The following is a 23,744-nucleotide window of genomic DNA, read 5'->3' as shown; positions in this document are numbered from 1 at the left end:
TGAGACGGCTTTTTGAGATTTGCGAAGGGTCGCCCCTTAGCATCCCATTGTCACCGCCATTGTAGCACGTGTGTAGCCCAGCCCGTAAGGGCCATGAGGACTTGACGTCATCCCCACCTTCCTCGCGGCTTATCACCGGCAGTCTCCTTAGAGTGCTCAACTAAATGGTAGCAACTAAGGACGGGGGTTGCGCTCGTTGCGGGACTTAACCCAACATCTCACGACACGAGCTGACGACAGCCATGCAGCACCTGTGTTCCAGGCTCCGAAGAGAAGGTCACATCTCTGCGACCGGTCCTGGACATGTCAAGGGCTGGTAAGGTTCTGCGCGTTGCGTCGAATTAAACCACATGCTCCACCGCTTGTGCGGGCCCCCGTCAATTCCTTTGAGTTTTAATCTTGCGACCGTACTCCCCAGGCGGAATGCTTAAAGCGTTAGCTGCGCCACTAGTGAGTAAACCCACTAACGGCTAGCATTCATCGTTTACGGCGTGGACTACCAGGGTATCTAATCCTGTTTGCTCCCCACGCTTTCGTGCCTCAGCGTCAGTATCGGGCCAGTGAGCCGCCTTCGCCACTGGTGTTCTTGCGAATATCTACGAATTTCACCTCTACACTCGCAGTTCCACTCACCTCTCCCGAACTCAAGATCTTCAGTATCAAAGGCAGTTCTGGAGTTGAGCTCCAGGATTTCACCCCTGACTTAAAGACCCGCCTACGCACCCTTTACGCCCAGTGATTCCGAGCAACGCTAGCCCCCTTCGTATTACCGCGGCTGCTGGCACGAAGTTAGCCGGGGCTTATTCTTGCGGTACCGTCATTATCTTCCCGCACAAAAGAGCTTTACAACCCTAGGGCCTTCATCACTCACGCGGCATGGCTGGATCAGGGTTGCCCCCATTGTCCAATATTCCCCACTGCTGCCTCCCGTAGGAGTTTGGGCCGTGTCTCAGTCCCAATGTGGCTGATCATCCTCTCAGACCAGCTACTGATCGTCGCCTTGGTGAGCCATTACCTCACCAACTAGCTAATCAGACGCGGGCCGATCTTTCGGCGATAAATCTTTCCCCGTAAGGGCTTATCCGGTATTAGCACAAGTTTCCCTGTGTTGTTCCGAACCAAAAGGTACGTTCCCACGCGTTACTCACCCGTCTGCCGCTGACGCATTGCTACGCCCGCTCGACTTGCATGTGTTAAGCCTGCCGCCAGCGTTCGCTCTGAGCCAGGATCAAACTCTCAAGTTGGACTTGAACTTTGAACCGGCTGATCACAACGTTTGACGAGGTCCCACCATTATTTCGACAACCGAAGTCGCCGAGCTGCCTGCGATTCACATCGATGGCAGCGATGGTGTTTCCTTTAAAACGTGTACCGCCGAAGTCTTTCGTCCCCTCTCAAAACTCAAAAGCCGAAGCTCTTCAGTGTCCGAGAGGCGCAAGGACTCCGCCGTCCACGTTTCTCTTTCTTCATCTTCACTTGTCAAACAGCCCGGGACCAGGAGGCCCCAACCTTCCAGAGTGGAAGGGTTCCGACACCCTTACCGACGATGAATGAACTCCAATCGACTTACGTCGATTGTTGTGTCACTCAACAAGGTGAGGAGCATCAGTGGCGCGTTCGCTCGCCTTGGTCAGTGACCCGGCGGCGCCGCGCTCAGTGGTCGGGTTATAGCCCCCCCCGCCCGGGATTGTCAACGCCCATTGTCAACAAATCGTCGCACGGCGGATCGTCGAAAAAAACCAGCGATTCCAGCCAATCAGAAGGGCCGCCAATGGCCGGATCAAAGCTGCACCGCAAAAAATCTCAGAAAAAGTTTGCCCGCCGGCGGGCTCCGGAGGGGGCTTTGGACGCCTCTCCAGGCACCCTCCCCCTGCGTCCTTCCAGACACCCCCGGGGCCCGGACAGGCGGAGGCCCATCCAGGCCGGACCGAGCCCTCGTCCATGGCAGACGAGCCCCATCCAAGGCCGGACCGAGCTCCACCCCAGGCCAGACCTGGTCCCCCGGCGCCTGCCAGACGGACTTCTTGCGCCCGGCCGTTCAGGAAACTTTTTCCATATTAGGCGCCGTACTAGAGCCACAATCCCGCGGCGTTCTGGTACAGACAAGCTTGAATCGTAGGATGCCAGTGGGGGCTGCCGGCGATTTTCATGGGGTCAGAGGAAGGCGATCTTGCAGATGACGCAGCCTTCCTCCGACATTCGAGAGACATCGAGAGACCTTTACCCGTCCAGCTGTTCGTAATTTCGGCCGGCCCCATCGAGGGCTTTCTGAGCGCGGGCGCCTGTGCGGCTTGCCTTTTCCGGCGATCCCCCTTTAAGAGGGCGGCCAGGAGAGGTTCGAAAACGGGCATCTTGGGTCGTTGATTGGGGGACTTGGTTTGAACCACAGGACGTCGCGCGGCGCTTACGGGCGTGAGACCGGGATCATCGATCTCGGCCACGAGCCGCCGCTGTCCGTCGATGGTTCCGAGGCCGCCGTCATCGATCGCCGCCGCGTTTCCGTGCAATGGTTCAGCGGGACAATTCTGACCGGACTCTGCGGCGCAGCCCTGATCGGCGGCGCCGTTTTCGCTTCTCTCGACGGTGAGATGACCTTCGCCAAGGTGCCTGAGCGCGTCGAAGGCGCGCTGCGCGGCGCATTCGGCGCGGCCGATCGCGCCGCCACGCTGCACAAGAGCGACCGCCTGCCGCCGCCGAACGAATCCACGGCCTCGCGCAACATCGTGCGCGTCTCCACCGTCGCCCGCGTCGGCAACCGCGATGTGATGCGGGTGCGCCCGTTCGTCCGGATCGCCGGCAATCTGTCGATGACGACGAGCGATCTGTCGGCGAAAATCCCGCCGTTCAACGCCCAGCGCCTGCTCACCGATGTCGGCTCCGATCCGAAGACCGCGGCGGAAGATCCGAACAATCCCGAGGCCGTCGAGCCCGATGCCGAAGTCTCCTTCGTCACCAAGGACCTGTCGCCGGTGCTGCCGAAGGCCAAGATTTCCGCCGTGGTGGCGCTCGACGACATCCTGATGCGGGTGCGCGACGCCGCCAACTGGCGCGGCAATGGCGGGGTGCGCTACGCCTCGCTCGCCAATGCCACCGCCGACGTCTCGGGCGCGACCGGCCCCTCCGACATGAAGATGGCCTACGCCACCGAAGCGTCGGCGTCCGATCCCTATGCCGGCTTCGAGACGCGCGTGGTGCCGGAAAACGTCACGCTGCTGCCGAAGACCAAGGAGCAGATCACCGGCGGCAATCCCAATGGCGAGCGCGTCCACGTGGTCAAGAAGGGCGACAGCGTCGGCTCCGTCCTGCGCGATCTCGGCGCGACGGCCGAGGAGATCAAGGCGATCACCGCGACGCTCGGCCCGCGCGGCCGCGACGGCGGCCTGAAGGAAGGCGAAAAACTCCGCATCCTGATGGCGCCCGCAAGCCCCGGCGCCCGCCTCCAACCCTATCGCGTCGTGGTTGCAAACGACACCATGGTCGAGGCGATCACGGCGCTGTCCGATCTCGGCAAATACGTCGCGGTCGACGTCTCCAGCATGAACACCGTCGCCGATGCCGCGGCCAACGCCAACAGCGATGACGACGATGACGGCACCGGCGTGCGGCTCTACCAGAGCATCTACGAGACCGCGATGCGCAACAAAGTCCCGATGCCGGTCATCGAGGACATGATCAAGATCTACTCCTACGACGTCGATTTCCAGCGCAAGGTCGCGCCGGGCGATTCATTCGACGTGTTCTACGCCGGCGAAGAAGAGGGCACGACGTCGAACGAAAAGAACGACGTGCTGTTCGCCTCCCTCACGGTCGGCGGCGAGACCAAGAAATACTACCGCTACCAGAGCCCCGACGACGGCGTCGTCGACTACTATGACGAGACCGGCAAGAGCGCGAAAAAATTCCTGGTCAGGAAGCCCGTCAACAACGCCATCATGCGCTCCGGCTTCGGCGGCCGCCGCCATCCGATCCTGGGCTATGTGAAGATGCACACCGGCGTCGACTGGGCCACCTCCTACGGCACGCCGATCTTCGCTTCCGGCAACGGCGTGCTCGAGAAGGTCGGCCCCGAAGGCGGCTACGGCAAATATATCCGCATCAAGCACTCCAACGGCTACGAGACGGCTTATGGCCACATGTCGGCCTTCGCCAAGGGCATGGAGATCGGCAAGAAGGTCCGGCAGGGTCAGGTGATCGGCTTCGTCGGTTCGACCGGCCAGTCGACCGGCCCTCACGTCCACTACGAAATCCTGGTCAACGGCCGCTTCGTCGATCCGCTGCGCGTGAAACTGCCGCGCGGCCGTTCGCTGGAAGGCACGGTGCTGGCGGGCTTCGAGAAGGAACGCGACCGGCTCGACGCCATGATGAGCGGCCGCAATGGCGCCATCGCCCGCATTTCGGACGCAACCGGCGGCCCGTTGCAGGTCACCAACCGCTGATCCCTTAGACCGGCCGAAATCGACCGGACATCTCTGGAAAACATGATCTGGAGGCGACGTCGTCAAGCGACGTCGCTTCACCGCGCCACAACGTCAAGTTTTGTTTGCCAAAGCGGCATCAAGGCATCGCGCGCGGGAGCGACGGCAGACTGATCGTGGCGGAAGTGGGCGCCAGGCGACGGATCGAGATCGCGCCAGACAGCGGCAAGGTCACCGAGATCGCCGCCAATCTTCCGATCGGGCTGATGGGTGCACCCGGCGGCCTGCCCAGCAACATCCCGACTGACGTCGCCATCGGCGCCTCCGGCGTCATCTACTTCTCCTCCGATATCGAGAACACGATCTACAAGGTCACCAGGAAGTAGCGCGGAGGAAACCTGCCCGGTGGAACCGGCACGCGAGTTTGCCGGTTAAATGCTGACGGAAGCCGACCAACAGGAGGATCCCCATGCGGCGCCTCTCACGCGACGATGTCGTCAAGACCGTGGATCGGGCCGACGAAGTCACCATCGCCCAGATCATCGGAACCGGCGCGACGGTCGAGGAACTCGCCGAAGCCCAGGCATGGCTCGCCAATGACGAGCCGATGATCAATGATTTGCGCCCGCTGGCGCACGGACGCGTGCGCGAGCTTGTCGACATCCTGTCGGAGCTCGAAGAGGACAGCGACGAGCAAGGTCCAGCCGAACCCGGCTCAACATCCGCGGTCAACTAGAGCGAACCTCGTCAAAGCAAATCGCCCCGGAGAGTTGGCCTCTCCGGGGCGATTTTTCGTTTTGCAGTGAGCGCGACGATCAGTTCAGTTTCCGCTTCGACGCCGGCTGCGCCTCGAACTGGGCGATCTCCGCGGTCTGCTGCGCCTTGCCGTTGAAGGTCAGCACGTTGCCTTCGGACGAGATCGCGACCGTATCCCCGTCTTTGACGTCTCCGGCCAGGATCATCTCGGCGAGCGGATCCTGGAGGTAGCGCTGGACCACGCGCTTCAGTGGCCTTGCGCCGTAGGCGGGATCCCAGCCCTTCGCAGCAAGCCAGTCGCGGCCCGCGGCATCGAGCGTCAGCACGATCTTGCGATCGGTCAACAGCTTCTGCAGCCGGGCGAACTGGATCTCGACGATCCGGCCCATCTCGCTCCTCTGCAGGCGGTGGAACAGGATGATCTCGTCGACACGGTTCAGGAACTCGGGCCGGAAATGCCCGCGCACCATTCCCATCACCTGCTCACGCACGGCTGAGGTGTCTTCGCCCTCCGGTTGATTCACCAAATACTCCGAACCGAGGTTCGAGGTCATGATGATCAGCGTGTTGCGGAAATCGACGGTACGGCCCTGGCCATCGGTGAGGCGGCCGTCGTCGAGCACCTGCAACAGGACGTTGAAGACGTCAGGATGCGCCTTCTCGATCTCGTCGAACAGCACGACCTGATAGGGCCGGCGCCGCACCGCTTCGGTGAGCGCGCCGCCCTCGTCATAGCCGACATAGCCCGGAGGCGCACCGATCAGCCGCGAGACCGAGTGCTTCTCCATGTACTCGGACATGTCGAGGCGGACCATCGCGGTCTCGTCGTTGAACAGATACTCCGCGAGCGCCTTGGTCAGCTCGGTCTTGCCGACGCCGGTCGGCCCCAGGAACATGAACGAGCCGGTCGGCCGGTTCGGGTCCTGCAGGCCCGCGCGCGAACGGCGCACGGCGGTCGCGACCGCACGCACGGCCTCGGCCTGGCCGACGACGCGCTTGCCGAGCTGCTCCTCCATCTTCAGGAGCTTCTCCTTCTCGCCCTCCAGCATCTTGTCGACGGGCACGCCGGTCCAGCGCGAGACCACCTGCGCGATGTGGTTGGCGGTGACCGCCTCCTCCATCATATCGCCGGAGCCCTCACGCGCCTCGATGTCCGCGAGCTGCTTCTCGAGCTGCGGGATCCGGCCATAGGCCAGCTCGCCGGCCTTCTGGAATTCACCGCGCCGCTGTGCGTCGGCGAGATCGACGCGCAGCGCGTCCAGCTCCGACTTCAGCTTCTGGGCGTTGGAGAGCTTGTTCTTCTCCGCGCTCCAGCGCGACGTCAGGGCCGCGGATTTCTCTTCGAGCTCGCTGAGCTCCCTCTGAAGCCCCTCGAGACGGGTCTTGGAGCCGAGATCGCTCTCCTTCTTGAGAGCTTCCTGCTCGATCTTGAGCCGGATGATCTCGCGGTCGAGCGAATCCAGCTCTTCCGGCTTGGAATCGACCTGCATCTTCAGCCGCGCAGCGGCCTCGTCCATGAGGTCGATCGCCTTGTCCGGCAGGAAGCGGTCGGTGATGTAGCGGTTGGACAGCGTCGTCGCCGCCACGAGCGCGGAATCGGTGATCCGCACGCCGTGGTGCTGCTCGTACTTGTCTTTCAACCCGCGGAGGATCGAGATGGTGTCCTCGACGGAGGGCTCGCTGACGAAGATCGGCTGGAAGCGCCGCGCCAGCGCCGCATCCTTCTCGACGTGCTTGCGGTACTCGTCGAGCGTGGTGGCGCCGATGCAGTGCAGCTCGCCGCGCGCGAGCGCGGGCTTGAGCAGGTTGGACGCGTCCATCGCGCCGTCGCCCTTGCCGGCGCCGATCAGCGTATGCATCTCGTCGATGAACAGGATGAAATTGCCCTCGCTCGCGGTGACTTCCTGGAGCACGGCCTTCAGCCGCTCCTCGAACTCGCCGCGGTACTTCGCACCCGCAATCAGCGCGCCGAGATCGAGCGAGAGCAGCTTCTTGTGCTGGAGGGTCTCGGGCACGTCGCCATTGACGATGCGCAGCGCGAGGCCCTCGGCGATGGCGGTCTTGCCGACGCCGGGCTCACCGATCAGCACGGGATTGTTCTTGGTCCGGCGCGAGAGCACCTGGATGGTGCGGCGGATCTCCTCGTCGCGGCCGATGACCGGGTCGAGCTTGCCGTCGCGCGCAGCCTGGGTCAGGTCGCGGGCATATTTCTTCAACGCGTCATAGGCGTTCTCGGCGGTCGCCGAGTCCGCCGTGCGGCCCTTGCGCAGCGCCTCGATCGCGGCATTGAGATTTTGCGGGGTGACGCCGCCCTTGGCCAGGATCGTGCCGGCCTCGCTGGTCTTTTCCAGCGCGAGGCCGAGCAGCAGCCGCTCGACGGTGACAAAGCTGTCGCCGGCCTTCTCGCCGGCCTTTTCGGCGGCGTCGAAAGTGCGGGCGAGCTCGGGGGCCAGATAGATCTGGCCGGCGCCGCCGCCGGAGACCTTCGGCACCTTGTTGAGGGCGTCCTCGGTCGCCTTCAGGATGGCGCGGGAATTGCCGCCGGCGCGGTCGATCAGACCGGCAGCGAGCCCCTCATTGTCGTCCAGCAGAACCTTCAGGACGTGCAGGGTCGAAAACTGCTGATGCCCCTCGCGCACCGCAAGCGATTGCGCTGACTGAACGAAGCCCCTGGAGCGTTCGGTATATTTGTCGATGTTCATGTCTTTTCTTTCCCTCGGCCTGCCCCTGGAGCCCTCTAAGGCACTCCAAACGGCATCTTCATTGGGTTTCCGCTGGACGCGTTGACGTTCCTCAACCGGCAGCGGTCGTTAGCAGCCGGCGCTGGCGCCGGCCTGACCCAGATGTGGGAAGCTTGGCCTCGGATCGGAAGAGGCGCGTTCACAATTTCGTGCACGGGTCCGCCTGCTTGGCGCCAGCAGGTCGAATCCCTTAAGTAGCGACATGACAGCCAGCCAGACCGCCGAAATCACCGGCCTTTACCGTTACCCGATCAAAGGCCTGACGCCGGAATCCCTGCCCCGGGTCCCCTTGCGGACCGGCCAGACCCTGCCCGCCGACCGCCGCTACGCCATCGAGAACGGACCGAGCGGCTTCGATCCGGAGGCGCCGGCCTGGAAGCCGAAAATCCAGTTCCTGATGCTGGCGCGCAATGAGCGGCTGGCGTCCCTCGACAGCCGGTTCGAGGACGCGACCAACCGCCTGACCATCCGCAAGGACGGCCAGATCGTCGCCAGCGGCGATCTGGAGACCACTGCCGGGCGCGCCGCCATCGAGGATTATTTCACGGAGAATTTTCAGCCGGAGCTGAAGGGCCCGCCAAAAGTTCTGTCCGGCCGCGACCACAGCTTTTCGGACGTCGCCCGCAAGGTCGTATCGATCATCAATCTCGACAGCGTCCGGGCGATCGAGACCATGCTCGGCGGCGCCGCAATCAATCCACTGCGCTTCCGCGCCAATCTCTACGTGAAGGGCTGGCCGGCCTGGTCCGAGCTCGACCTCGTCGGCGAGACGCTGGCGATCGGCGAGGCCCGGCTCAAGGTGGTCAAGCGCATCGTCCGCTGCCCGGCGGTCAACGTCGATCCCAAGACCGCGCAGCGCGATCTCGAGATACCGCCGACGCTCTCGCGCAATCTCGGCCACATGGATTGCGGCATCTATGCCGAGGTGATCGCCGACGGCGAGATCGGCGTCGGTGACGCGATCGCGGTGGAAGCGCCGAGATTGGTGTGAGCCGTCCGCCGCTGCCGTAGTGTGGGCAAAGCGAAAGCGTGCCCACCACTCCGGTCCATCTAACTCCGTTGCACCGCCGGTGGGCACGGCGCTTGCGCGCCTTTGCCCACCCTACGGCTCCGTCGTCAGTTCGGCATCACATACGCATAGATCCGGCCGCGCGAGACCGGCGCCTCGCGAACACGATTGCCGTTGTTGCCGGAAATCATGATCGGATTGCCCTGCGCGTCCACGCCGGTGATGATGCCGACATGGCCGCCCCGGCGACCGCGCGACATGACCGCGATGGCGCCGACCTGCGGACCGGAGACACGCGTGCCGTAGCGCGCGAACGAGCTCGCCATGTCGGAGCCGGTGCCCTGATGGCCGGTATGCTGCAGCACCATGTTCATGAAGCGCGCGCACCACAGGCTGCCGCGCCCGGTCGGATTGCCGCCGATATAACGGCGCGCCTCGGACACGAGGCCCGATCCGCCGCCGAAGCCGCCACCGCTATTGGCCATTCCAGGATTGGTCATTCCGTTGTTGGCCATGCCGCCGACATTGGCGTTCGGATTGTAGCTCGCCTGGGTGTCGGCGAAGCCGCTCGCCTGCAACTGCGCCGCGCCGCGCTCGAAGCGCGAGCTGCGGGCATGGTGGCGATAATGACGGTAATGATGATGTCTGGCGTGGTGCACGTAAGCGTGCCGCTCTGCGCTATGACGATGATGCGGCCGCGCTGAGGCCGGAGAAACGAACGCGGCAACCGCCGCGAAGAAAATCGCCAGCGCGACAACACAACGCGACAGGCGAGACGCAAACAACTCCAACATACTTCATCCTTCTTGACACCCCACTTCCCCAATCGGCCCGTGCGATGGCCGGCATCCGTCTGGCCGTTAAGCCGCCGGATGTGGCGAGAAAAAGACGCCACGCCCGCGAATGGCTGCGATGATTTTGTGCCGGTGCTGGCGTGAGGCTGCCGCATTGCGGACAACAACGTTAACTGCAATTCTCCAAAGGCGGCTTGAAGAGAGGGAAACAGTTAATGCCCCACGCCACGACCAGGGACGACGTCCGCATCTATTTCGAAGAAGCGGGTCAGGGAACGCCGATTATTTTTCTGCATGAGTTCGCGGCCGACTACACCAATTGGGAGCCGCAGATGCGCTACTTCTCGCGCGGCCATCGCTGCATCACCTATTCCGCGCGCGGCTACACCCCGTCGGACGTGCCTGATGGCGAGGTCTACACCTACAAGCATTTCTACACCGACGCGCTCGCGGTGCTCGATCATCTCAAGATCGAGCGCGCGCATCTCGTCGGCCTGTCGATGGGCGCCTATTCGTCGCTCCAGATCGGGTTGAACGCGCCGCAGCGCGCGCTGTCGATGACGCTGGCCGGCGTGGGCTCAGGATCGGAGATCGAGAATCTCGACAACTGGCGCAAGCAGTGCCGCGCCAATGCCGAGCAGTTCGAGACGCTCGGCTCCGCCGAGGTCGCAAAGGTCACACGCGAGGCGCCGAGCCGGATTCCGTTCCTCGTGAAGGACCCGCGCGGCCACGCCGATTTCTACGCCGCGCTGGCGCGCCACGATGCCAAAGGCTCCGCGAACACGATGCGCGGCTTCCAGGGCGGCCGTCCCTCGATCTTTGCGATGACCGACGCGATCAGAGGCGTAGCGACACCGGCGCTGATCATCTGCGGCGACGAAGACGATCCCTGCGTCGGAGCAAGCCTGTTCCTGAAGAAGCACCTGCCCGCGGCGGGCCTCGCGATGTTTCCGAAATCAGGCCACGTGCTCAATCTCGAAGAGCCCGCGCTGTTCAACGAGAGCGTGGAGCGGTTCGTGACGCTGGTGGAAGCCGGGCGCTGGCCGGTGCGCGATCCGCGGTCGCTGGCGGCGCATTAGGCTGCCAGTCGCTGTCATTCCGGGATGCGCCGACAGGCGCAGGCCCGGAATGACGGCAGCTACTTCCCCTGCCCGCGCGTGAGCAGAAACACGCCCTGCTCGCCGAACATGTTCCACACCCACCACGGCAATCGCAGCCGCAATGGACGGCCGTAGAGATCCAACGCCTCGGCGCGCTCCATCTTGACGTGGATCGCGTCGCAGAGCTCGACGAAATCCTTGATGGTGCAGAAATGGATGTTGGCGGTGTCGTACCAGGTCGCCGGCAGATTCTCGGTGCGCGGCATGTGACCGCCGACCAGGAGCTGGAGCCGCATCTTCCAGAAGCCGAAATTCGGGAACGACACGATGGCGCGGCGGCCGATGCGCAGCAGATTCTCCAGCACGACCCGCGGCTGCCGCGTCGCCTGCAGCGTCTGCGACAGGATGACGTAATCGAAGGCGTCGTCGGGATAGTTGACGAGATCGGTGTCGGCATCGCCCTGCACCACCGCGAGGCCCTTGGCGACGCAGCGGTTGACGCCCTCGCGCGACAGCTCGATGCCGCGCCCGTCGATGCCGCGGGTCTCCAGAAGCTGGAGCAAATCGCCCTCGCCGCAGCCGACGTCGAGCACTTTCGAGCCGGGCTTGACCATCTCGGCGACCAGCAGATGATCGGCGCGAAACTGGCCGGACTGCTCCGTCGCAACGCCGCCCAGCGGCAGCACTTCCTGCACAGACATCGCTAGCCGTCCTTGTCAGTCAATCCTGGCGGTGAGCCCGCGCGCCTTCCCTGCCGATTGCAGGAAGGCACGGGCGATATCGAAGAATTCGGGCACGTCGAGCAGGAAGGCGTCATGGCCGCGATCGGTCTCGATCTCGGCGAACGACACCCGCGCGCTCGACGCGTTCAGCGCATGCACCAGTGCGCGCGATTCCGAGGTCGGGAACAGCCAGTCGCTGGTGAAGGAGACCACGCAGAAGCGCGTCTCGATGCCCGCGAACGCTTTCGCCAGCACGCCGCCGTGGTCACCGGCGATGTCGAAATAGTCCATCGCACGGGTCAGATAGAGATAGGAGTTGGCGTCGAACCGCTCGACGAAGGACGAGCCCTGGTAGCGCAGGTAACTCTCGACCTGGAAATCGGCGTCGAACGAGAAGGTCGGCAGCTCGCGGTCCTGCATGCGGCGGCCGAACTTGCGATGCAGCGCGGCGTCCGAGAGATAGGTGATGTGCGCGGCCATCCGTGCCACCGCAAGTCCGCGATGCGGATGGATGCCCTGATCGGTGTAGCGGCCGTTGTGCCAGTCGGGATCGGCCATCACCGCCTGGCGGCCGAGCTCGTGGAAGGCGATGTTCTGCGCCGAGTGCCGTGTCGAACAGGCGATCGCCAGCGCGGAGTACACGCGCTTGGGATAGGCCGCGGTCCATTGCAGCACCTGCATGCCGCCCATCGAGCCGCCGACCACCGCGAACAACGTGTCGATGCCGAGCCGGTCGATCAGCATCGCCTGCGCGCGCACCATGTCGGGAATGGTGATGACGGGAAAATCCAGGCCCCACACCTTGCCGGTCGCCGGATTGATCGAGGCCGGCCCGGTCGAGCCCATGCAGCCGCCGATCACGTTGGCGCAAAGGATGAAGTAGTGCTGAGGATCAAGAGGTCGGCCGGGACCGACCAGCGTCTCCCACCAGCCCGACTTGCCGGTGACGGGATGCACGTTGGCGACATGCTGATCTCCCGTCAGCGCATGGCAGATCAGCACCGCGTTGGAGCGATCGGCGTTGAGCTCGCCATAGGTCTGGTAGGCGATCTGGAACGGGGTGAGATCGATGCCGCAATCGAGCCGCAGCGGCTGCTCGGCGCCAAACTGCGCGACCTGCGAATTCGGATGATCCGCCTCATGCGACCGGTCGTCGGCACTGATCGCGGGACTCGGCACGGGCTTCACGCCAACCATCATCGACCTCGTTTGCGGCACCCGTCAGGCTGCCGCTGGAATCAGGCCATGAAAAACCCGGCCTGAACGATAGGTTCGGCCGGGATCGGAAGCGTCCCCGGCCTGTTTAGCGAGTTTTTTAACGTGGCTGCAAGCCGGCCGGCTCAAATGACCACGGAACGGGCAAAAGCTACTGTCTTGGGCGGTTTTCGTCAAGTCACGGTCCGGATTAGCCAAATTCATCCCTGAAAGGCCGGCCGAAAAGGCCCGGTTTCCCTTTGCATTTCTCTTTGCTTTCGCCGCGCCGACTGCCTAATCAGGACGTCGATCGCAGCGGATCCGGCCTCGCCGATGGGCCTTGGCCGACCCGCATTGGAACGCCTCTCACCAGCATCTCGCAGATATGTCCCAACGTCCGCCCGCGCCACCATCGCTCCAAGAATTGCGCAAGGAGATCGACGCGATCGACGAGGGCATGCATCGTCTCCTGATGCAGCGCGGCGACATCATCGACCGCCTGATCCAGGTGAAGCAGACCCAGGAGGTCGGCTCGGCGTTCCGCCCGGCGCGCGAGGCCGCCATGATGCGTGACATCGTCCAGCGCCATCGCGGCATCCTGCCGCTCGACACGGTCGAGAGCATCTGGCGCGTCATCATCTCGACGTTCACTTACGTCCAAGCGCCGTTCTCCGTGCATGCCGACATCTCGGTGAGCGAGCCGGCGATGCGCGATTCCGTGCGCTTCCATTTCGGTTTCACGGTGCCTTACGTCGCGCATTTCAGCGCGCAGGCCGCGGTCGAAGCGGTGGCGAAGTCCAAGGGCGATCTGGCGCTGGTCTCGGCGACCTCGAGCCGCACGCCATGGTGGCTGGAGCTGGAAGCAGACGGCGCGCCGAAGATCATCGCGCGGATGCCCTTCGTCGAGCGCGCCGACCATCCGGCCGCGCTGCCGGTGTTCGCGATCTCCCGCGTCGCCGACAGCGCCGTGGTGACGGAGGTCGAGACCTTCAGCGTGCGCGTGTCCGGGTGGAACGCCGAGGTCGCGCGGGCGCTGTCGCCGCTCGCCGAGATCGTGGCGGTGCCCGATACCGCCTTCGACGGCGCGGCGCTGCTGGTCTCGGTCACGAGCGCCACCAGCATCGACAAGATCGGGGCTGCCCTGATCGAAGCGGGGGCCTCGGTGCGCTCCACGGCCCTCGTCGGCAGCCACGCAACGCGCTATACGGTGCCCCCGACCGGGTCGAAATCGTAGATCGCGTACCGCTTAAAGCTACTTCCGGAGTTGAAGATGTCCCGCCCCGTGCCGAATCCCGGCATTCTCGATATTGCGCCCTACACGCCCGGCAAGAGCCCGGTGGCTGAGCCGGGCCGCAAGGTGTTCAAGCTCTCGGCCAACGAGACGCCGTTCGGGCCCTCGCCCAAGGCGATCGAGGCGTTCAGGAACGTGGCGGCGCATCTGGAAGACTATCCGGAAGGAACCTCGCGCGTGCTGCGCGAAGCGATCGGGCGCTCTTTCGGGCTCGACCCCAACCGCATCATCTGCGGCGCCGGCTCGGACGAGATCCTCAATCTGCTCGCCCACACCTATCTCAGCCACGGCGACGAGGCGATCTCGACCACGCACGGCTTCCTGGTCTACCCGATCGCGACCATGGCGGTCGGCGCCAAGAACGTGGTCGCGCAGGAGACCAACCTCACCTGCAATGTCGACGCCATCCTCAAGGCGGTGACGCCGAAGACAAAGCTGGTCTGGCTCGCCAATCCCAACAATCCGACCGGCACCTATGTGCCGTTCGACGAGGTCAAGCGGCTGCGCGCCGGCCTGCCGTCGCACGTGCTGCTGGTGCTCGATGCCGCCTATTCCGATTACGTCTCGCGCAACGACTACGAGATGGGGATCGAGCTCGTCGCCACCACCGAGAACACCGTGGTGACGCACACCTTCTCCAAGATCCACGGCCTCGCCGCGCTGCGCGTCGGCTGGATGTTCGGTCCCGAGCACATCATCGACGCGGTCAACCGCATCCGCGGTCCCTTCAACGTGTCGACGCCGGCGATGTATGCCGCGGTCGCAGCGATCGAGGACACTGCGCACCAGGCGATGTCGAAGCAGTTCACCGAGACCTGGCGCAACTGGCTCTCCGAGGAGATCGGCAAGCTCGGACTGAAGGTGACGCCGGGCGTCGCCAATTTCGTGCTGATCCACTTCCCGGAAAATGGCAAGACCGCGGACGAGGCCGACGCATATCTTACCAAGCGCGGGCTGGTGTTGCGCGCGCTGAAGAACTACCGCCTGCCGCATTCGCTGCGCATGACCATCGGCACCGAGGAGGCCAACCGCCTCGTCGTCGAGGGCCTGCGCGACTTCATGGCCGGCAAATGAGCACCACACCGCACTTCCAGCGCGTTGCGCTGATCGGCTTCGGCCTGATCGGCGGCTCGATCGCGCGCGCTGCGAAGCTCCAGGGCTTGGCCTCCGAGATCGTCACCACCGCGCGCTCGGAGAAGACGCGCGCGCGGGTGCTGGAGCTCGGCATCGTCGACCAGGTCGTGGCGACCAATGCGGAAGCGGTGAAGGATGCCGATCTCGTCATCCTCTGCATTCCCGTCGGCGCCTGCGGGCCAGTGGCGCAGGAGATCGCTGCACATCTCAAGCCGGGCGCGATCGTCTCCGACGTCGGCTCGGTCAAGGGTGCGATCGTCAGGGACATGGCGCCGCACCTGCCGAAGACCATTCATTTCGTGCCCGCGCATCCCGTCGCGGGCACCGAGCATTCGGGTCCCGATTCCGGTTTCGCCGAGCTCTTCATCAACCGCTGGTGTATCCTGACGCCGCCGGAAGGCGTCGATGCGGCGGCCACCGATCGTCTGCGCGCGTTCTGGGCGGCGATGGGCGCCAAGGTCGAGATCATGACGCCGGATCATCATGATCTCGTGCTCGCGATCACCAGCCATTTGCCGCATCTGATCGCCTACACCATCGTCGGCACCGCCGACGAGCTGGCGCAGGTGACGGAGTCCGAGGTGATCAAGTTCTCGGCCGGCGGCTTCCGCGATTTCACCCGCATCGCCGCGTCCGACCCGACGATGTGGCGCGACGTCTTCCTCGCCAACAAGGAAGCCGTGCTGGAGATGCTCGGCACCTTCACCGAGGATCTCGCCAAGCTCACCCGCGCGATCCGCCGCGGCGACGGCGAGGCGCTGTTCGACCACTTCACCCGCACCCGCGCCATCCGCCGCGGCATCGTCGAGATCGGCCAGGATTCGGCAGCGCCGGATTTCGGCCGGCCGCATGCGCAGCTCGGCAAGAAGCCGTAGACACCCTCTCTCCTCCGTCATTGCGAGGAGCGCAGCGACGAAGCAATCCAGACTGTTTCCGAGGAGAAAGTCTGGATTGCTTCGCTTCGCTCGCAATGACGGGGCATCAATACAGCGGCGGGATCTGCCCGACCTTGACCGGGCCGAGCAGCACGGCGCCGTCGACGAACTTCAGAGGGAAACTCCTCGCCTTCTTGCCCTCAAGCGTGCTCTCGGTGCCGATCGAATTGATGCCGGCCGCAACGCCGGCATTGGCGTTCTGCTTGATGACCTTGCCGAGGCCGGGAACGGCGCGGTCGAGGGCGCCGAACAGATTGTTGAGGTCCTGCGACTTCACGCCGGGCGCAACGCGGTCGAGGGTTGCCTGCGGCACACCCTCTTCCAGCATCTTCTCGATGCCGAGCGCCGGGATCACGCGCTCGAGGCCGGTCACGGTCATCTGCAATTCGCCGTCGAGTCGGCCATTGGCCGAGAGGCCGAGCGTGCCGGCCGCAACCGCGATCATCTCGCCCTGCTGGACCCGCGACTGCACGATCTCGATGTGACCGCCGGCGGCCTGGATCTCGCGGAAGCGTTGCGGCCACGGCTTTGGCGTGAGGTCGGAGAGGCCCGTGATCTTCGCGCGCGTGTCCGCCTCGAACGGCTCGGCGAGCAGGGGATGAACACCCTGGATGCTGCCCTGCGCGACGTGCAGCACGGTCTCGATCACAGGATGATCCGACCGCGAGCCGTCTGCGAGGCGACCGTGCAGCTCGACCTGCTTGGCGCGCGCGAGCGGCACCTGCACGCTGCCGTCGAGACGATTGATGACGGGATCGTCGAACACGATGGAGGCGCGATCCGGCACCGCCGGCAGGCCGAACACGCTGCTGCGGCCCTTGCTCCAATTCACCACGAAGGTGTTTTGCGTGACGCCGTCGGTGAGCGTCGCCGGCGCGGAGAATTCGGCGATGACGCGCTTGGGATCGTAGACTTGGGCGATGACCAGGATGTTGTCGAGCTTCGCCGTGAACGGCGTCTTGCTGGCGTTCTGCGACACCAGGGCGACGCTGGCGCCGGAGCACTGGACCTCGAAGCGGAACGGGAAGCCGGCGATCGAGCGCTTGGCGCAATCGTAGATGCGGCCGGACTTGGCCTCCTGCGCCCGCCAGGCGTCTGCGGCGATTTCGGCCTGCGAGGCCGCATAGAACCAAAAACAGCTCCACGCGACGGCGAGGATCAGGAGGATAATGGGGGCGATGAAAAGGCCCCGACGGGGGCGGCGGCCTGTGGCAACGGTCATATCTGACATGCGGCGACCCTTTGACCCCAGATTTTGTCAAATGTAAGCGGGGTTCGGCCGCGCCGAAAGGCCGAGAATTCACTTCGCTTGGGGCCGTCGTTCTGGTAGCCGTGCCCGAAATGTCGGAAATTACCCTCCCCTCCGTCACCACAGCCAAGGGCGATCTCTGGGTGTTCGGCTATGGCTCGCTGATGTGGCGGCCGGGCTTCGAATTCAGGGAACGCGTCCCGGCGCGGCTGGTCGGCGAGCACCGCGCGCTCTGCGTCTATTCCTTCGTGCATCGCGGCACGCCGGAGCAGCCGGGCCTGGTGCTCGGACTCGACCGCGGCGGCGCCTGCCGCGGCATTGCTTTTCGCGTCGCCGAGAAGGACCGCGCCGACGTCGTCGCCTATCTGCGGGCGCGCGAGCAGGTCACGTCCGTCTATCGCGAGGTGATGCGCTCGGTGTGGCTTGAGAACGATGCGCGACAGCGCGTCTCCGCGCTCGCCTATGTCGTCGACCGCGGCCGCGTCCAGTATGCCGGCCGGCTGTCGCTCGCCGACCAGCATCGCCATGTCGTCCAGGGCCATGGCCAATCCGGCGCCAACCGCGACTACGTGACGGCGACGGTAAAGGCGATCGAGGCCGAAGGTTTTCGCGACACGCAATTGCATCAGCTCGCGACCATGCTGCATGGTGATGCGCATTCCCTGCACGCGCCGGCTCCCGCAGAAGATCGAGAGAACCGCTAGCGCTGCGACGGCGCGTAGCTCGGCGACGAGCCGATCAACTGCTCCTGCTCTTTCCGGCCCGCTTCGACGAGGCGGCCGGTCGCGTCTTCGATGGCGGTTTGCACGCGCGAGAGAAACTCTTCTTTCGGCAGGCCTGATGGCAGCGGATCGAGGAACTCGACCACCAGCGTGCCGGGATAGCGCATGAAGGTGCGGCGCGGCCAGAACAGGCCGGAATTGAGCGCGATCGGCAGGCACCGCACGCCGCACGACGAATAGATCTGCGCAAAGCCGGTCTTGTAATCGGGCGCAGCGCCGGGCGCCCGGCGTGTGCCTTCCGGAAAGATCACGAGCTGCCCGCCTGCGCGCACCGCGTCGCGCGCCCGCCGCGTCATGTCCAGCAGCGCCTTCACGCCGGCCTTGCGGTCGATCGCGATCATTCCGGTCTTGACCAGGAACTGGCCGAACACCGGGATCTGCATGAGCTGACGCTTGAGAATGAAGATCGGACGGTTGAAGAAGCCCGGCAGCACGAAGGTCTCCCAGAACGACTGATGCTTCGCCGCGATCACCAGCGGCCCTGCCGGGATCTTCTCCTGCCCGCGGAATTCGACCTTGATGTTGCAGATCACGCGCATCAGGAACAGCGTCGCCTTCGCCCACCATTGCGCGACCGTCAGCATGGCGCGCGGCGGCAATGCGAAGGTCGGCAGCGCCACGATCGCGAGGCACACCAGGACGGCGTAGAACAGCACGTTGAACAGGAGCGAGCGCAGGAAAATCAAAAACATCGATGATCCGATCAATTGGCCTGTGCCGTGGCGGGCCGCTTCGGCGCCACGCCAGCAGGCTGCTCCGACATCTCGGGCGAAAGGTCAATCCCGAAATCCTCCAGCCGCACCCTCAGCTCGGCGGCGATGTATTTGACGTATTCGGACAAGAGCAGCCGCAAGGTGGAGGCCGAGGTCCACCACGGCTCCTCACGCCATTTTTCGCCGACCACCGCGAACGGGATCAGCGTGGTCTCCGGCATCGCATGCGAGAACTCCACCAGCGCGCGCGGCATATGATAGTTCGAGGTGACGACGATCAGCGATCTGAAGCCGCGCCCCTCGGCCCAGCGCCGCGCTTCCGCCGCGTTGCCGCGGGTCGAGACCGCGGTCCGGTCGAGATCGACACAGCAATGCATGAAGGACTGGTTCTCCGGCAGCGTCCGGGAGATGTCGCTCGCCGTCGAGGTCGGGTGCACGCCGGAGATCAGGAGCCGCTTGCCGTAGCCGGCCGCCAGGAGCTCCATCGCATCCGACACCCGCGAGGAGCCGCCGGTCAGGACCACGATGCCGTCCGCCTTGCGGTCCGGCGCGATCTCAGCGCCGCGCAATTGCGCCAGGAAGGCGATGAAGCCCGCCGCCGCGCCGACGAAGACGAACGCGATCGTCGATACCAATGCCGCGCGCAGCCAGCCGCGCGGCAATTTCGGCGATCGATCGTCAGTCGGCGCGGTCATATGATGTCGGTGATCCCTTCCCCGGATGATTTTAGGACGTTTTGAGGCGAAGTGGAGTCCGGTTTATCGAGCTCAATCGACATCATTCAGCGTCGCGAACAGCGTCTGGCGCGAGGCAACCGCGGTGATGGCGCCGATCAGCACCGCCTGCACGGCGAGCACGATGTAGCCCGACGGCCGCAGCGAGAAGGTGCCGAGCAGGGCTGCGAACTGGTCGCCGACGGGGGTCCCGGAAAACCAGCCGGCGATCGACTCGGAGAAGCCGAACACCAGCATGGCGGCGCCGCCGCCGATCACGCCGCCCTCCAGGCCCAGCCTGAGGAAGTGACGCAGAAAGCGGTTGGCGATGTACCGGTCGCCGGCACCGACGAAATGCAGGACCTCGACGATCGGTTGGTTCGCCGCCATGGCGCCGCGGGTCGCGAACGAGACCGAGATGATGGTCGCGATGATGACGAGTGCGAGGATGCCGATGCCGGCGAGCACGGTGGCGTTGGTCATCGAGCGCATCCGCTCGATCCAGGCGCGGTGATCGTCGACGCTGGCGCTTGGTGCGGCCTGGGTCACGCGCGCGCGCAAGGCGCCGAGATCGAGCGGCGTGCCGGGCTGCACGCGCGCGATGATCATGCGCGGCACCGGCAAATCATCCATCGACAGGCCGGTGCCGAGCCAGGGCTCGAGCAGCTTGCCGCTCTCGTCCTTGGTGAACGGCTTGACCTCGATGATGCCGGCCTGCGCGCGGATGGCCTCCGTCACTGCCGCGGTGTCGCGATCGAGATCGCGGCCGGTCTGCGGGCGGACCTGGATGGTGATTTCGCTTGCAACGTCCGACTGCCATTCCGCGGCGGAGGCACTGACGAGCAGCACCGTGCCCGTGGTCATCGAGGCGAGGAAGGTCATGATGGCGACGACGGCAACCAGCGCGCGGCCGTGGATCGAGGCGCGCGGCACGATCGGCGACATGTTGCGCGCCTTGGGCGGAAGCTGCGGACGCTCCTGTCCGAGATCGACCAGCACGCCGCGGTCGTCGGGCCTACTCATAGACGTGCAGCCGCCCCTGGTGCAGCACGAAGCGTCGCGCCTCGTACTGGTCCATCAGGCCGATGTCGTGGGTGGCGATGATGACGGCGGTGCCCGATTTGTTGAGCTCGATGAACAGCCGCAGCAGCCGGCGGCCGAGCGTCGGATCGACGCTGCCGGTCGGCTCGTCGGCGAGCAGGAGCTGCGGCCGCGAGATCACGGCGCGCGCGATCGCCGCGCGCTGCTTCTCGCCGCCGGACAGGATCGGCGGCAGCGCGTCCATGCGGTCACCAAGGCCGACCCAGCGCAGCAGGTCGATCACCTCCTTGCGGTAGCTCGATTCGCTGCGGCCCATGACGCGGAACGGCAAGGCGACGTTCTCATAGGTCGTCATGTGGTCGAGCAGGCGGAAGTCCTGGAGCACGATGCCGATGCGCTTGCGCAAATCCGCGATCTCGTCCTTGCCGAGCTGCGAGATGTCGTGGCCGAACAGGTTGACGAGGCCGCGCGTCGGCCGGTGCGACAGGAACAAGAGGCGCAGCAGCGAGGTCTTGCCGGCGCCGGACGGGCCGGTGAGAAACTGGAAGGAATGCGCCGGAATCTCGAAACTGAGGTCGCGCAGAATCTCCGGCCCCAGTCCGTAACGCAATCCGACATTTTCGAACCGAACCAAGCTCAGCTCCGTTCGAGAGGGGGCGCGGGCGGCGCTGCTGCGCTCCGCCACGCGCGATCAACGGGTTTTGCGACCGTTATGGTTTCCGGTTCGTTAACGGTCGCTCTGTAGCATCTGGGATGCCCGGCTCTCCGCGACCGGAGCATCGTCAAGACCAGTCCGTGCATCAAGGCTCGTGTCCATGCATATCGTCTGCCCCCATTGTACGACATCCTACGCCATCAAGCCCGCGAGCCTGGGGGCGAACGGACGAACGGTCCGCTGCTCCCGCTGCAAGGAGACCTGGGTCGCCTATGCCGAGGATGCCATCGAGGAGGCGTCCGTCCCGGCCATGGCAGCGGCCAGCCAGGCCGACGACCAGTCCGACCTCGCCGAGCAGTGGAACTCCTACGCCAGGGACGACGGCGCCGCCGACACGCCGGTCGTCGACAGCCCCTCGATCGCCAGCGACTGGCCGGCCGAGGACGCCCAGGAGACCGAGGACGAATGGTCAGCGGCGGCCCGCGCCGCCGAGGATGACGTCGCCGGCGCGCAGCACCAGTCCTGGTTCCGCGGCCTGTTCAGCCGCCGCGGGGCGCGGGTGAGGCGCCAAGCCCCCACCGAGGCTCCGCGAAAATCCCATTTCGGCCTGCCGACCGCCTGCGCCGCCATGGGCGCGCTGGTGCTGGCGCTGGTCATCTGGCGCGGCGACATGGTCCGGCTGCTGCCGCAGACGGCGGCGTTCTACAAGATGGTCGGACTCGAAGTTAGCGTTCAAGGACGTCAAGCTCTCCAGCGAGACCGTGGACGGTAAGCAGGTGCTGGTGATCGAGGGCGTGATCGTGGGTCAAAGCAAGAAGCCGCTCGATATCCCACGGCTGCGCTTTGCAGTGCGCGACGCGCAGGGAGCGGAAATCTACGCCTGGAACACCGTGCTGGAGCAGACCGTGCTGCAGCCGGGTGAGCGCGCCTTCTTCCGCTCGCGCCTGGCCTCGCCGCCGCCGGAGGGCCGCAATATCGACGTTCGCTTCTTCAACCGGCGCGACATTGCCGGCGGCAGCGTATAATCGATTTTGCATATCCCGCACGGGAGGCTGGTCCCAAGATTGGTCTCAAGGTTGGTCTCATGCCGAAAATCCTGATCGCCGACGACGAGGACTCGATGCGCCAGCTGGTGGCGCGCGCCATCGCCATGGACGGCCACGAGACCGCCACCGCGCAGGACGGCGCCGAGGCGCTGGAAATCCTGACCCGCGAGAACGGCGCGTTCGATCTCCTGCTCACCGACATCCAGATGCCGGTGATGGACGGCATCGCGCTGGCGCTCTCCGCCGCGCGCGATTTTCCCGACCTGACCATTTTGCTGATGACCGGCTTTGCCGATCAGCGCGAGCGCGCCTCGAATTTGAATGCGCTGGTGCATGACGTCGTGACCAAGCCGTTCTCGGTGGCCGACATCCGTACGGCGGTTGCCGACGCGCTGGCAGCGAAGAAGACGTAGGGCGCGGCGTATTCCGCTGTCATGCCCCGGCCTTGACCGGGGCATCCAGTACGCCGCGGCCTCTCATTCAATCACAACCGTCTCTGGAATACTGGATCGCCCGCCTGCGCGGGCGATGACACCGAGTGTGACGTCAAAAATCCTTCAGCAGACGCTCGAGGTAATCGAGCTCGATCTGCGGACGCGCGGGATCGCTCAGGCGGCGGCGGAGCTCTTCGAGGATGCGGCGCGCGCGCTGGGCATCGATCTCGCCGGGAATCTTGACCGTGTAGTCGTCGCTATATTCCTTGCCGCGCAGTGGCCGGCCCAGCGGGTCGGTCCGTTCGCCGCCGCTCTGCTGGCGGCCGACAGCCTGACCGGGGCCGTCACCGTCGCCCGGATCCTGGCCTTCGCCGTTCTGCTGCCCGCCGAGCGCGTCGGCGAGATCCTGCATGCCCTTGCGCAGGGCGTCGATGGCCTTGCCCTGCGATGCCGTCGCACCGTCGGCATCGCCTTCGCCGATCTGATTGCCGGCATCTCCCATGGCGTTCTCGGCGGCGTCGAAGCCGTCATCGCCATCCTGGTCGCCGTCCTGACCCTGACCTTGGCCCTGCTGACCTTGTTGGCCCTGCTGCCCCGGCTGTTTCTGCCCGCGCTGGCCTTTCTGGCCATCCTGCTGCAAGCCCATCTCGGCGAGCTTCTTCTTGAGGGCCTCCAGCCGCTTCTTCAGTTGCTCCTGCCGGCCCTGCGTATCCTGCGACCCTTCGCGCGACGCCGAGGGATCGTTCGGATCGGGATAGAGATACTTCTCCATGTCCCGGATCGCCCGGGACTGCTGGCCAATGCTCTCGTCCGAGTTCTTGTCCTTCAGGTTGTCGGCGGATTGCTTCATCGACCGCTCGGCGCTGTCGAGCAGTGCATCCAGACTCTTTTGGTCGGCGCGCGACGATTGGGCGAGACCAATCGAAGCCGTGGAACAGGACAGCATAAGCACGAGACAAGCCGTGGCGAGCCTTCCGCGCGCGACCTTGCCGTTCTGCCAGATTGAGGTGTGTTTCATGA

General features: G+C 64.9%; 20 protein-coding genes, 1 rRNA gene, 1 pseudogene and 1 riboswitch (1 of these 23 only partly in view). Of the genes and pseudogenes, 11 read left to right on the top strand and 11 right to left on the bottom strand.

Features of this window, described 5'->3' with window-relative positions; translation table 11 throughout:
- Window positions 1–1,244 (bottom strand): 16S ribosomal RNA (locus HAP41_RS07895); it reaches 245 nt to the left of the window's first position.
- Window positions 1,245–2,378: 1,134 nt separating this feature from the next.
- Between HAP41_RS07895 and HAP41_RS07890 the strand changes: the two genes are divergently transcribed.
- From HAP41_RS07890 to HAP41_RS07880, 3 genes are all read left to right on the top strand, one after another.
- Window positions 2,379–4,436, top strand: a complete 2,058-nt coding sequence (locus HAP41_RS07890; protein WP_166103773.1) for a M23 family metallopeptidase — start codon at window positions 2,379–2,381, stop codon at window positions 4,434–4,436.
- Window positions 4,437–4,591: 155 nt separating this feature from the next.
- Window positions 4,592–4,801, top strand: a complete 210-nt coding sequence (locus tag HAP41_RS07885; protein WP_414643262.1) for a hypothetical protein — start codon at window positions 4,592–4,594, stop codon at window positions 4,799–4,801.
- An 83-nt stretch (window positions 4,802–4,884) separates the two neighbouring features.
- Window positions 4,885–5,151, top strand: coding sequence for a hypothetical protein (locus HAP41_RS07880; RefSeq protein ID WP_166103776.1), 267 nt, complete (start codon window positions 4,885–4,887; stop codon window positions 5,149–5,151).
- A 79-nt stretch (window positions 5,152–5,230) separates the two neighbouring features.
- On the opposite strand, the gene clpB is transcribed toward HAP41_RS07880, so the two are convergent.
- Window positions 5,231–7,873, bottom strand: a complete 2,643-nt coding sequence (clpB, locus tag HAP41_RS07875; protein WP_166103778.1) for an ATP-dependent chaperone ClpB — start codon at window positions 7,871–7,873, stop codon at window positions 5,231–5,233.
- Between the two features lie 241 nt (window positions 7,874–8,114).
- On the opposite strand from clpB, the gene HAP41_RS07870 reads away from it, so the two are divergent.
- On the top strand, window positions 8,115–8,903 hold the full coding sequence (locus HAP41_RS07870; RefSeq protein ID WP_166103780.1) for an MOSC domain-containing protein: 789 nt from the start codon (window positions 8,115–8,117) through the stop codon (window positions 8,901–8,903).
- 125 nt (window positions 8,904–9,028) lie between these two features.
- Here the strand turns inward: HAP41_RS07870 and HAP41_RS07865 are convergent, their stop codons facing one another.
- Window positions 9,029–9,715, bottom strand: a complete 687-nt coding sequence (locus tag HAP41_RS07865) for an NlpC/P60 family protein (protein ID WP_063985774.1) — start codon at window positions 9,713–9,715, stop codon at window positions 9,029–9,031.
- Between the two features lie 215 nt (window positions 9,716–9,930).
- Between HAP41_RS07865 and HAP41_RS07860 the strand changes: the two genes are divergently transcribed.
- Entirely contained in the window at window positions 9,931–10,794 is an 864-nt protein-coding gene (locus tag HAP41_RS07860; RefSeq protein ID WP_166103782.1) for an alpha/beta fold hydrolase, read from the top strand.
- A 59-nt stretch (window positions 10,795–10,853) separates the two neighbouring features.
- Here HAP41_RS07860 and metW read toward each other — a convergent pair whose 3' ends face one another.
- A complete protein-coding gene (gene metW / locus HAP41_RS07855) occupies window positions 10,854–11,516 on the bottom strand; it encodes a methionine biosynthesis protein MetW (protein ID WP_063985776.1) in 663 nt (220 codons plus the stop codon).
- A gap of 15 nt (window positions 11,517–11,531) precedes the next feature.
- Entirely contained in the window at window positions 11,532–12,734 is a 1,203-nt protein-coding gene (gene metX, locus HAP41_RS07850) for a homoserine O-acetyltransferase MetX (protein WP_166103785.1), read from the bottom strand.
- A gap of 85 nt (window positions 12,735–12,819) precedes the next feature.
- Window positions 12,820–12,899: riboswitch (SAM riboswitch) on the bottom strand.
- Window positions 12,900–13,116: 217 nt separating this feature from the next.
- Here metX and HAP41_RS07845 point away from each other — a divergent pair.
- The 3 genes from HAP41_RS07845 to HAP41_RS07835 are packed head-to-tail and all read left to right on the top strand — an operon-like array spanning window position 13,117 to window position 16,031.
- Window positions 13,117–13,965: a chorismate mutase gene (locus tag HAP41_RS07845; protein ID WP_166103788.1), complete on the top strand. Its 849-nt coding sequence runs from the start codon at window positions 13,117–13,119 to the stop codon at window positions 13,963–13,965.
- 36 nt (window positions 13,966–14,001) lie between these two features.
- The gene (locus HAP41_RS07840) at window positions 14,002–15,096 is read left to right on the top strand and encodes a pyridoxal phosphate-dependent aminotransferase (RefSeq protein WP_063986730.1); all 1,095 of its coding nucleotides are present in this window, start codon (window positions 14,002–14,004) and stop codon (window positions 15,094–15,096) included.
- The gene (locus HAP41_RS07835; RefSeq protein ID WP_014491665.1) at window positions 15,093–16,031 is read left to right on the top strand and encodes a prephenate/arogenate dehydrogenase family protein; all 939 of its coding nucleotides are present in this window, start codon (window positions 15,093–15,095) and stop codon (window positions 16,029–16,031) included. Before HAP41_RS07840 ends, HAP41_RS07835 begins: the two co-directional genes overlap by 4 nt.
- A 106-nt stretch (window positions 16,032–16,137) precedes the next feature.
- Here HAP41_RS07835 and HAP41_RS07830 read toward each other — a convergent pair whose 3' ends face one another.
- Window positions 16,138–17,322 carry a DUF2125 domain-containing protein gene (locus HAP41_RS07830; protein ID WP_166103791.1) on the bottom strand — a complete coding sequence of 395 codons (1,185 nt, stop codon included), beginning with the start codon at window positions 17,320–17,322 and terminating at the stop codon, window positions 16,138–16,140.
- Window positions 17,323–17,432: 110 nt separating this feature from the next.
- Here HAP41_RS07830 and HAP41_RS07825 point away from each other — a divergent pair, with 110 nt between their 5' ends.
- Window positions 17,433–18,044: a gamma-glutamylcyclotransferase gene (locus HAP41_RS07825; RefSeq protein ID WP_166103794.1), complete on the top strand. Its 612-nt coding sequence runs from the start codon at window positions 17,433–17,435 to the stop codon at window positions 18,042–18,044.
- On the opposite strand, the gene HAP41_RS07820 is transcribed toward HAP41_RS07825, so the two are convergent.
- The 4 genes from HAP41_RS07820 to ftsE all read right to left on the bottom strand — a co-directional run bounded on the left by HAP41_RS07820 (window position 18,041) and on the right by ftsE (window position 21,223).
- Entirely contained in the window at window positions 18,041–18,814 is a 774-nt protein-coding gene (locus HAP41_RS07820; protein WP_166103797.1) for a lysophospholipid acyltransferase family protein, read from the bottom strand. The two genes, HAP41_RS07825 and HAP41_RS07820, sit on opposite strands and share 4 nt — an antisense overlap.
- A gap of 11 nt (window positions 18,815–18,825) precedes the next feature.
- The gene (locus tag HAP41_RS07815; protein ID WP_166103800.1) at window positions 18,826–19,530 is read right to left on the bottom strand and encodes a YdcF family protein; all 705 of its coding nucleotides are present in this window, start codon (window positions 19,528–19,530) and stop codon (window positions 18,826–18,828) included.
- Between the two features lie 72 nt (window positions 19,531–19,602).
- Entirely contained in the window at window positions 19,603–20,571 is a 969-nt protein-coding gene (locus tag HAP41_RS07810) for a cell division protein FtsX (RefSeq protein ID WP_063985782.1), read from the bottom strand.
- Window positions 20,564–21,223, bottom strand: a complete 660-nt coding sequence (gene ftsE, locus HAP41_RS07805; protein ID WP_014491659.1) for a cell division ATP-binding protein FtsE — start codon at window positions 21,221–21,223, stop codon at window positions 20,564–20,566. Before ftsE ends, HAP41_RS07810 begins: the two co-directional genes overlap by 8 nt.
- A 181-nt stretch (window positions 21,224–21,404) precedes the next feature.
- Here ftsE and HAP41_RS07800 point away from each other — a divergent pair.
- Window positions 21,405–22,269: pseudogene (locus tag HAP41_RS07800) on the top strand (MJ0042-type zinc finger domain-containing protein).
- A 59-nt stretch (window positions 22,270–22,328) separates the two neighbouring features.
- Window positions 22,329–22,703, top strand: coding sequence for a response regulator (locus tag HAP41_RS07795; protein ID WP_166103803.1), 375 nt, complete (start codon window positions 22,329–22,331; stop codon window positions 22,701–22,703).
- A gap of 133 nt (window positions 22,704–22,836) precedes the next feature.
- On the opposite strand, the gene HAP41_RS07790 is transcribed toward HAP41_RS07795, so the two are convergent.
- The gene (locus HAP41_RS07790; RefSeq protein WP_071909343.1) at window positions 22,837–23,742 is read right to left on the bottom strand and encodes a DUF4175 family protein; all 906 of its coding nucleotides are present in this window, start codon (window positions 23,740–23,742) and stop codon (window positions 22,837–22,839) included.
- Window positions 23,743–23,744: the final 2 nt, after the last annotated feature.

This window comes from Bradyrhizobium barranii subsp. apii, assembly GCF_011516635.5.
GTDB lineage: Bacteria > Pseudomonadota > Alphaproteobacteria > Rhizobiales > Xanthobacteraceae > Bradyrhizobium > Bradyrhizobium barranii.
Note: the sequence above shows the minus strand (reverse complement) of the source record. Positions and strands in the feature narration are given on the sequence as shown.

Coding starts and splice junctions, on each gene's coding strand:
- HAP41_RS07795 (WP_166103803.1), top strand. CDS start 22,329: ATGCCGAAAATCCTGATCGCCGACGACGAGGACTCGATGCGCCAGCTG.
- HAP41_RS07880 (WP_166103776.1), top strand. CDS start 4,885: ATGCGGCGCCTCTCACGCGACGATGTCGTCAAGACCGTGGATCGGGCC.
- HAP41_RS07810 (WP_063985782.1), bottom strand. CDS start 20,571: ATGAGTAGGCCCGACGACCGCGGCGTGCTGGTCGATCTCGGACAGGAG.
- metW (WP_063985776.1), bottom strand. CDS start 11,516: ATGTCTGTGCAGGAAGTGCTGCCGCTGGGCGGCGTTGCGACGGAGCAG.
- HAP41_RS07815 (WP_166103800.1), bottom strand. CDS start 19,530: ATGACCGCGCCGACTGACGATCGATCGCCGAAATTGCCGCGCGGCTGG.
- HAP41_RS07790 (WP_071909343.1), bottom strand. CDS start 23,742: ATGAAACACACCTCAATCTGGCAGAACGGCAAGGTCGCGCGCGGAAGG.
- HAP41_RS07835 (WP_014491665.1), top strand. CDS start 15,093: ATGAGCACCACACCGCACTTCCAGCGCGTTGCGCTGATCGGCTTCGGC.
- HAP41_RS07820 (WP_166103797.1), bottom strand. CDS start 18,814: ATGTTTTTGATTTTCCTGCGCTCGCTCCTGTTCAACGTGCTGTTCTAC.
- HAP41_RS07825 (WP_166103794.1), top strand. CDS start 17,433: ATGTCGGAAATTACCCTCCCCTCCGTCACCACAGCCAAGGGCGATCTC.
- HAP41_RS07865 (WP_063985774.1), bottom strand. CDS start 9,715: ATGTTGGAGTTGTTTGCGTCTCGCCTGTCGCGTTGTGTTGTCGCGCTG.
- clpB (WP_166103778.1), bottom strand. CDS start 7,873: ATGAACATCGACAAATATACCGAACGCTCCAGGGGCTTCGTTCAGTCA.
- metX (WP_166103785.1), bottom strand. CDS start 12,734: ATGGTTGGCGTGAAGCCCGTGCCGAGTCCCGCGATCAGTGCCGACGAC.
- HAP41_RS07840 (WP_063986730.1), top strand. CDS start 14,002: ATGTCCCGCCCCGTGCCGAATCCCGGCATTCTCGATATTGCGCCCTAC.
- HAP41_RS07870 (WP_166103780.1), top strand. CDS start 8,115: ATGACAGCCAGCCAGACCGCCGAAATCACCGGCCTTTACCGTTACCCG.
- HAP41_RS07845 (WP_166103788.1), top strand. CDS start 13,117: ATGTCCCAACGTCCGCCCGCGCCACCATCGCTCCAAGAATTGCGCAAG.
- HAP41_RS07830 (WP_166103791.1), bottom strand. CDS start 17,322: ATGTCAGATATGACCGTTGCCACAGGCCGCCGCCCCCGTCGGGGCCTT.
- HAP41_RS07860 (WP_166103782.1), top strand. CDS start 9,931: ATGCCCCACGCCACGACCAGGGACGACGTCCGCATCTATTTCGAAGAA.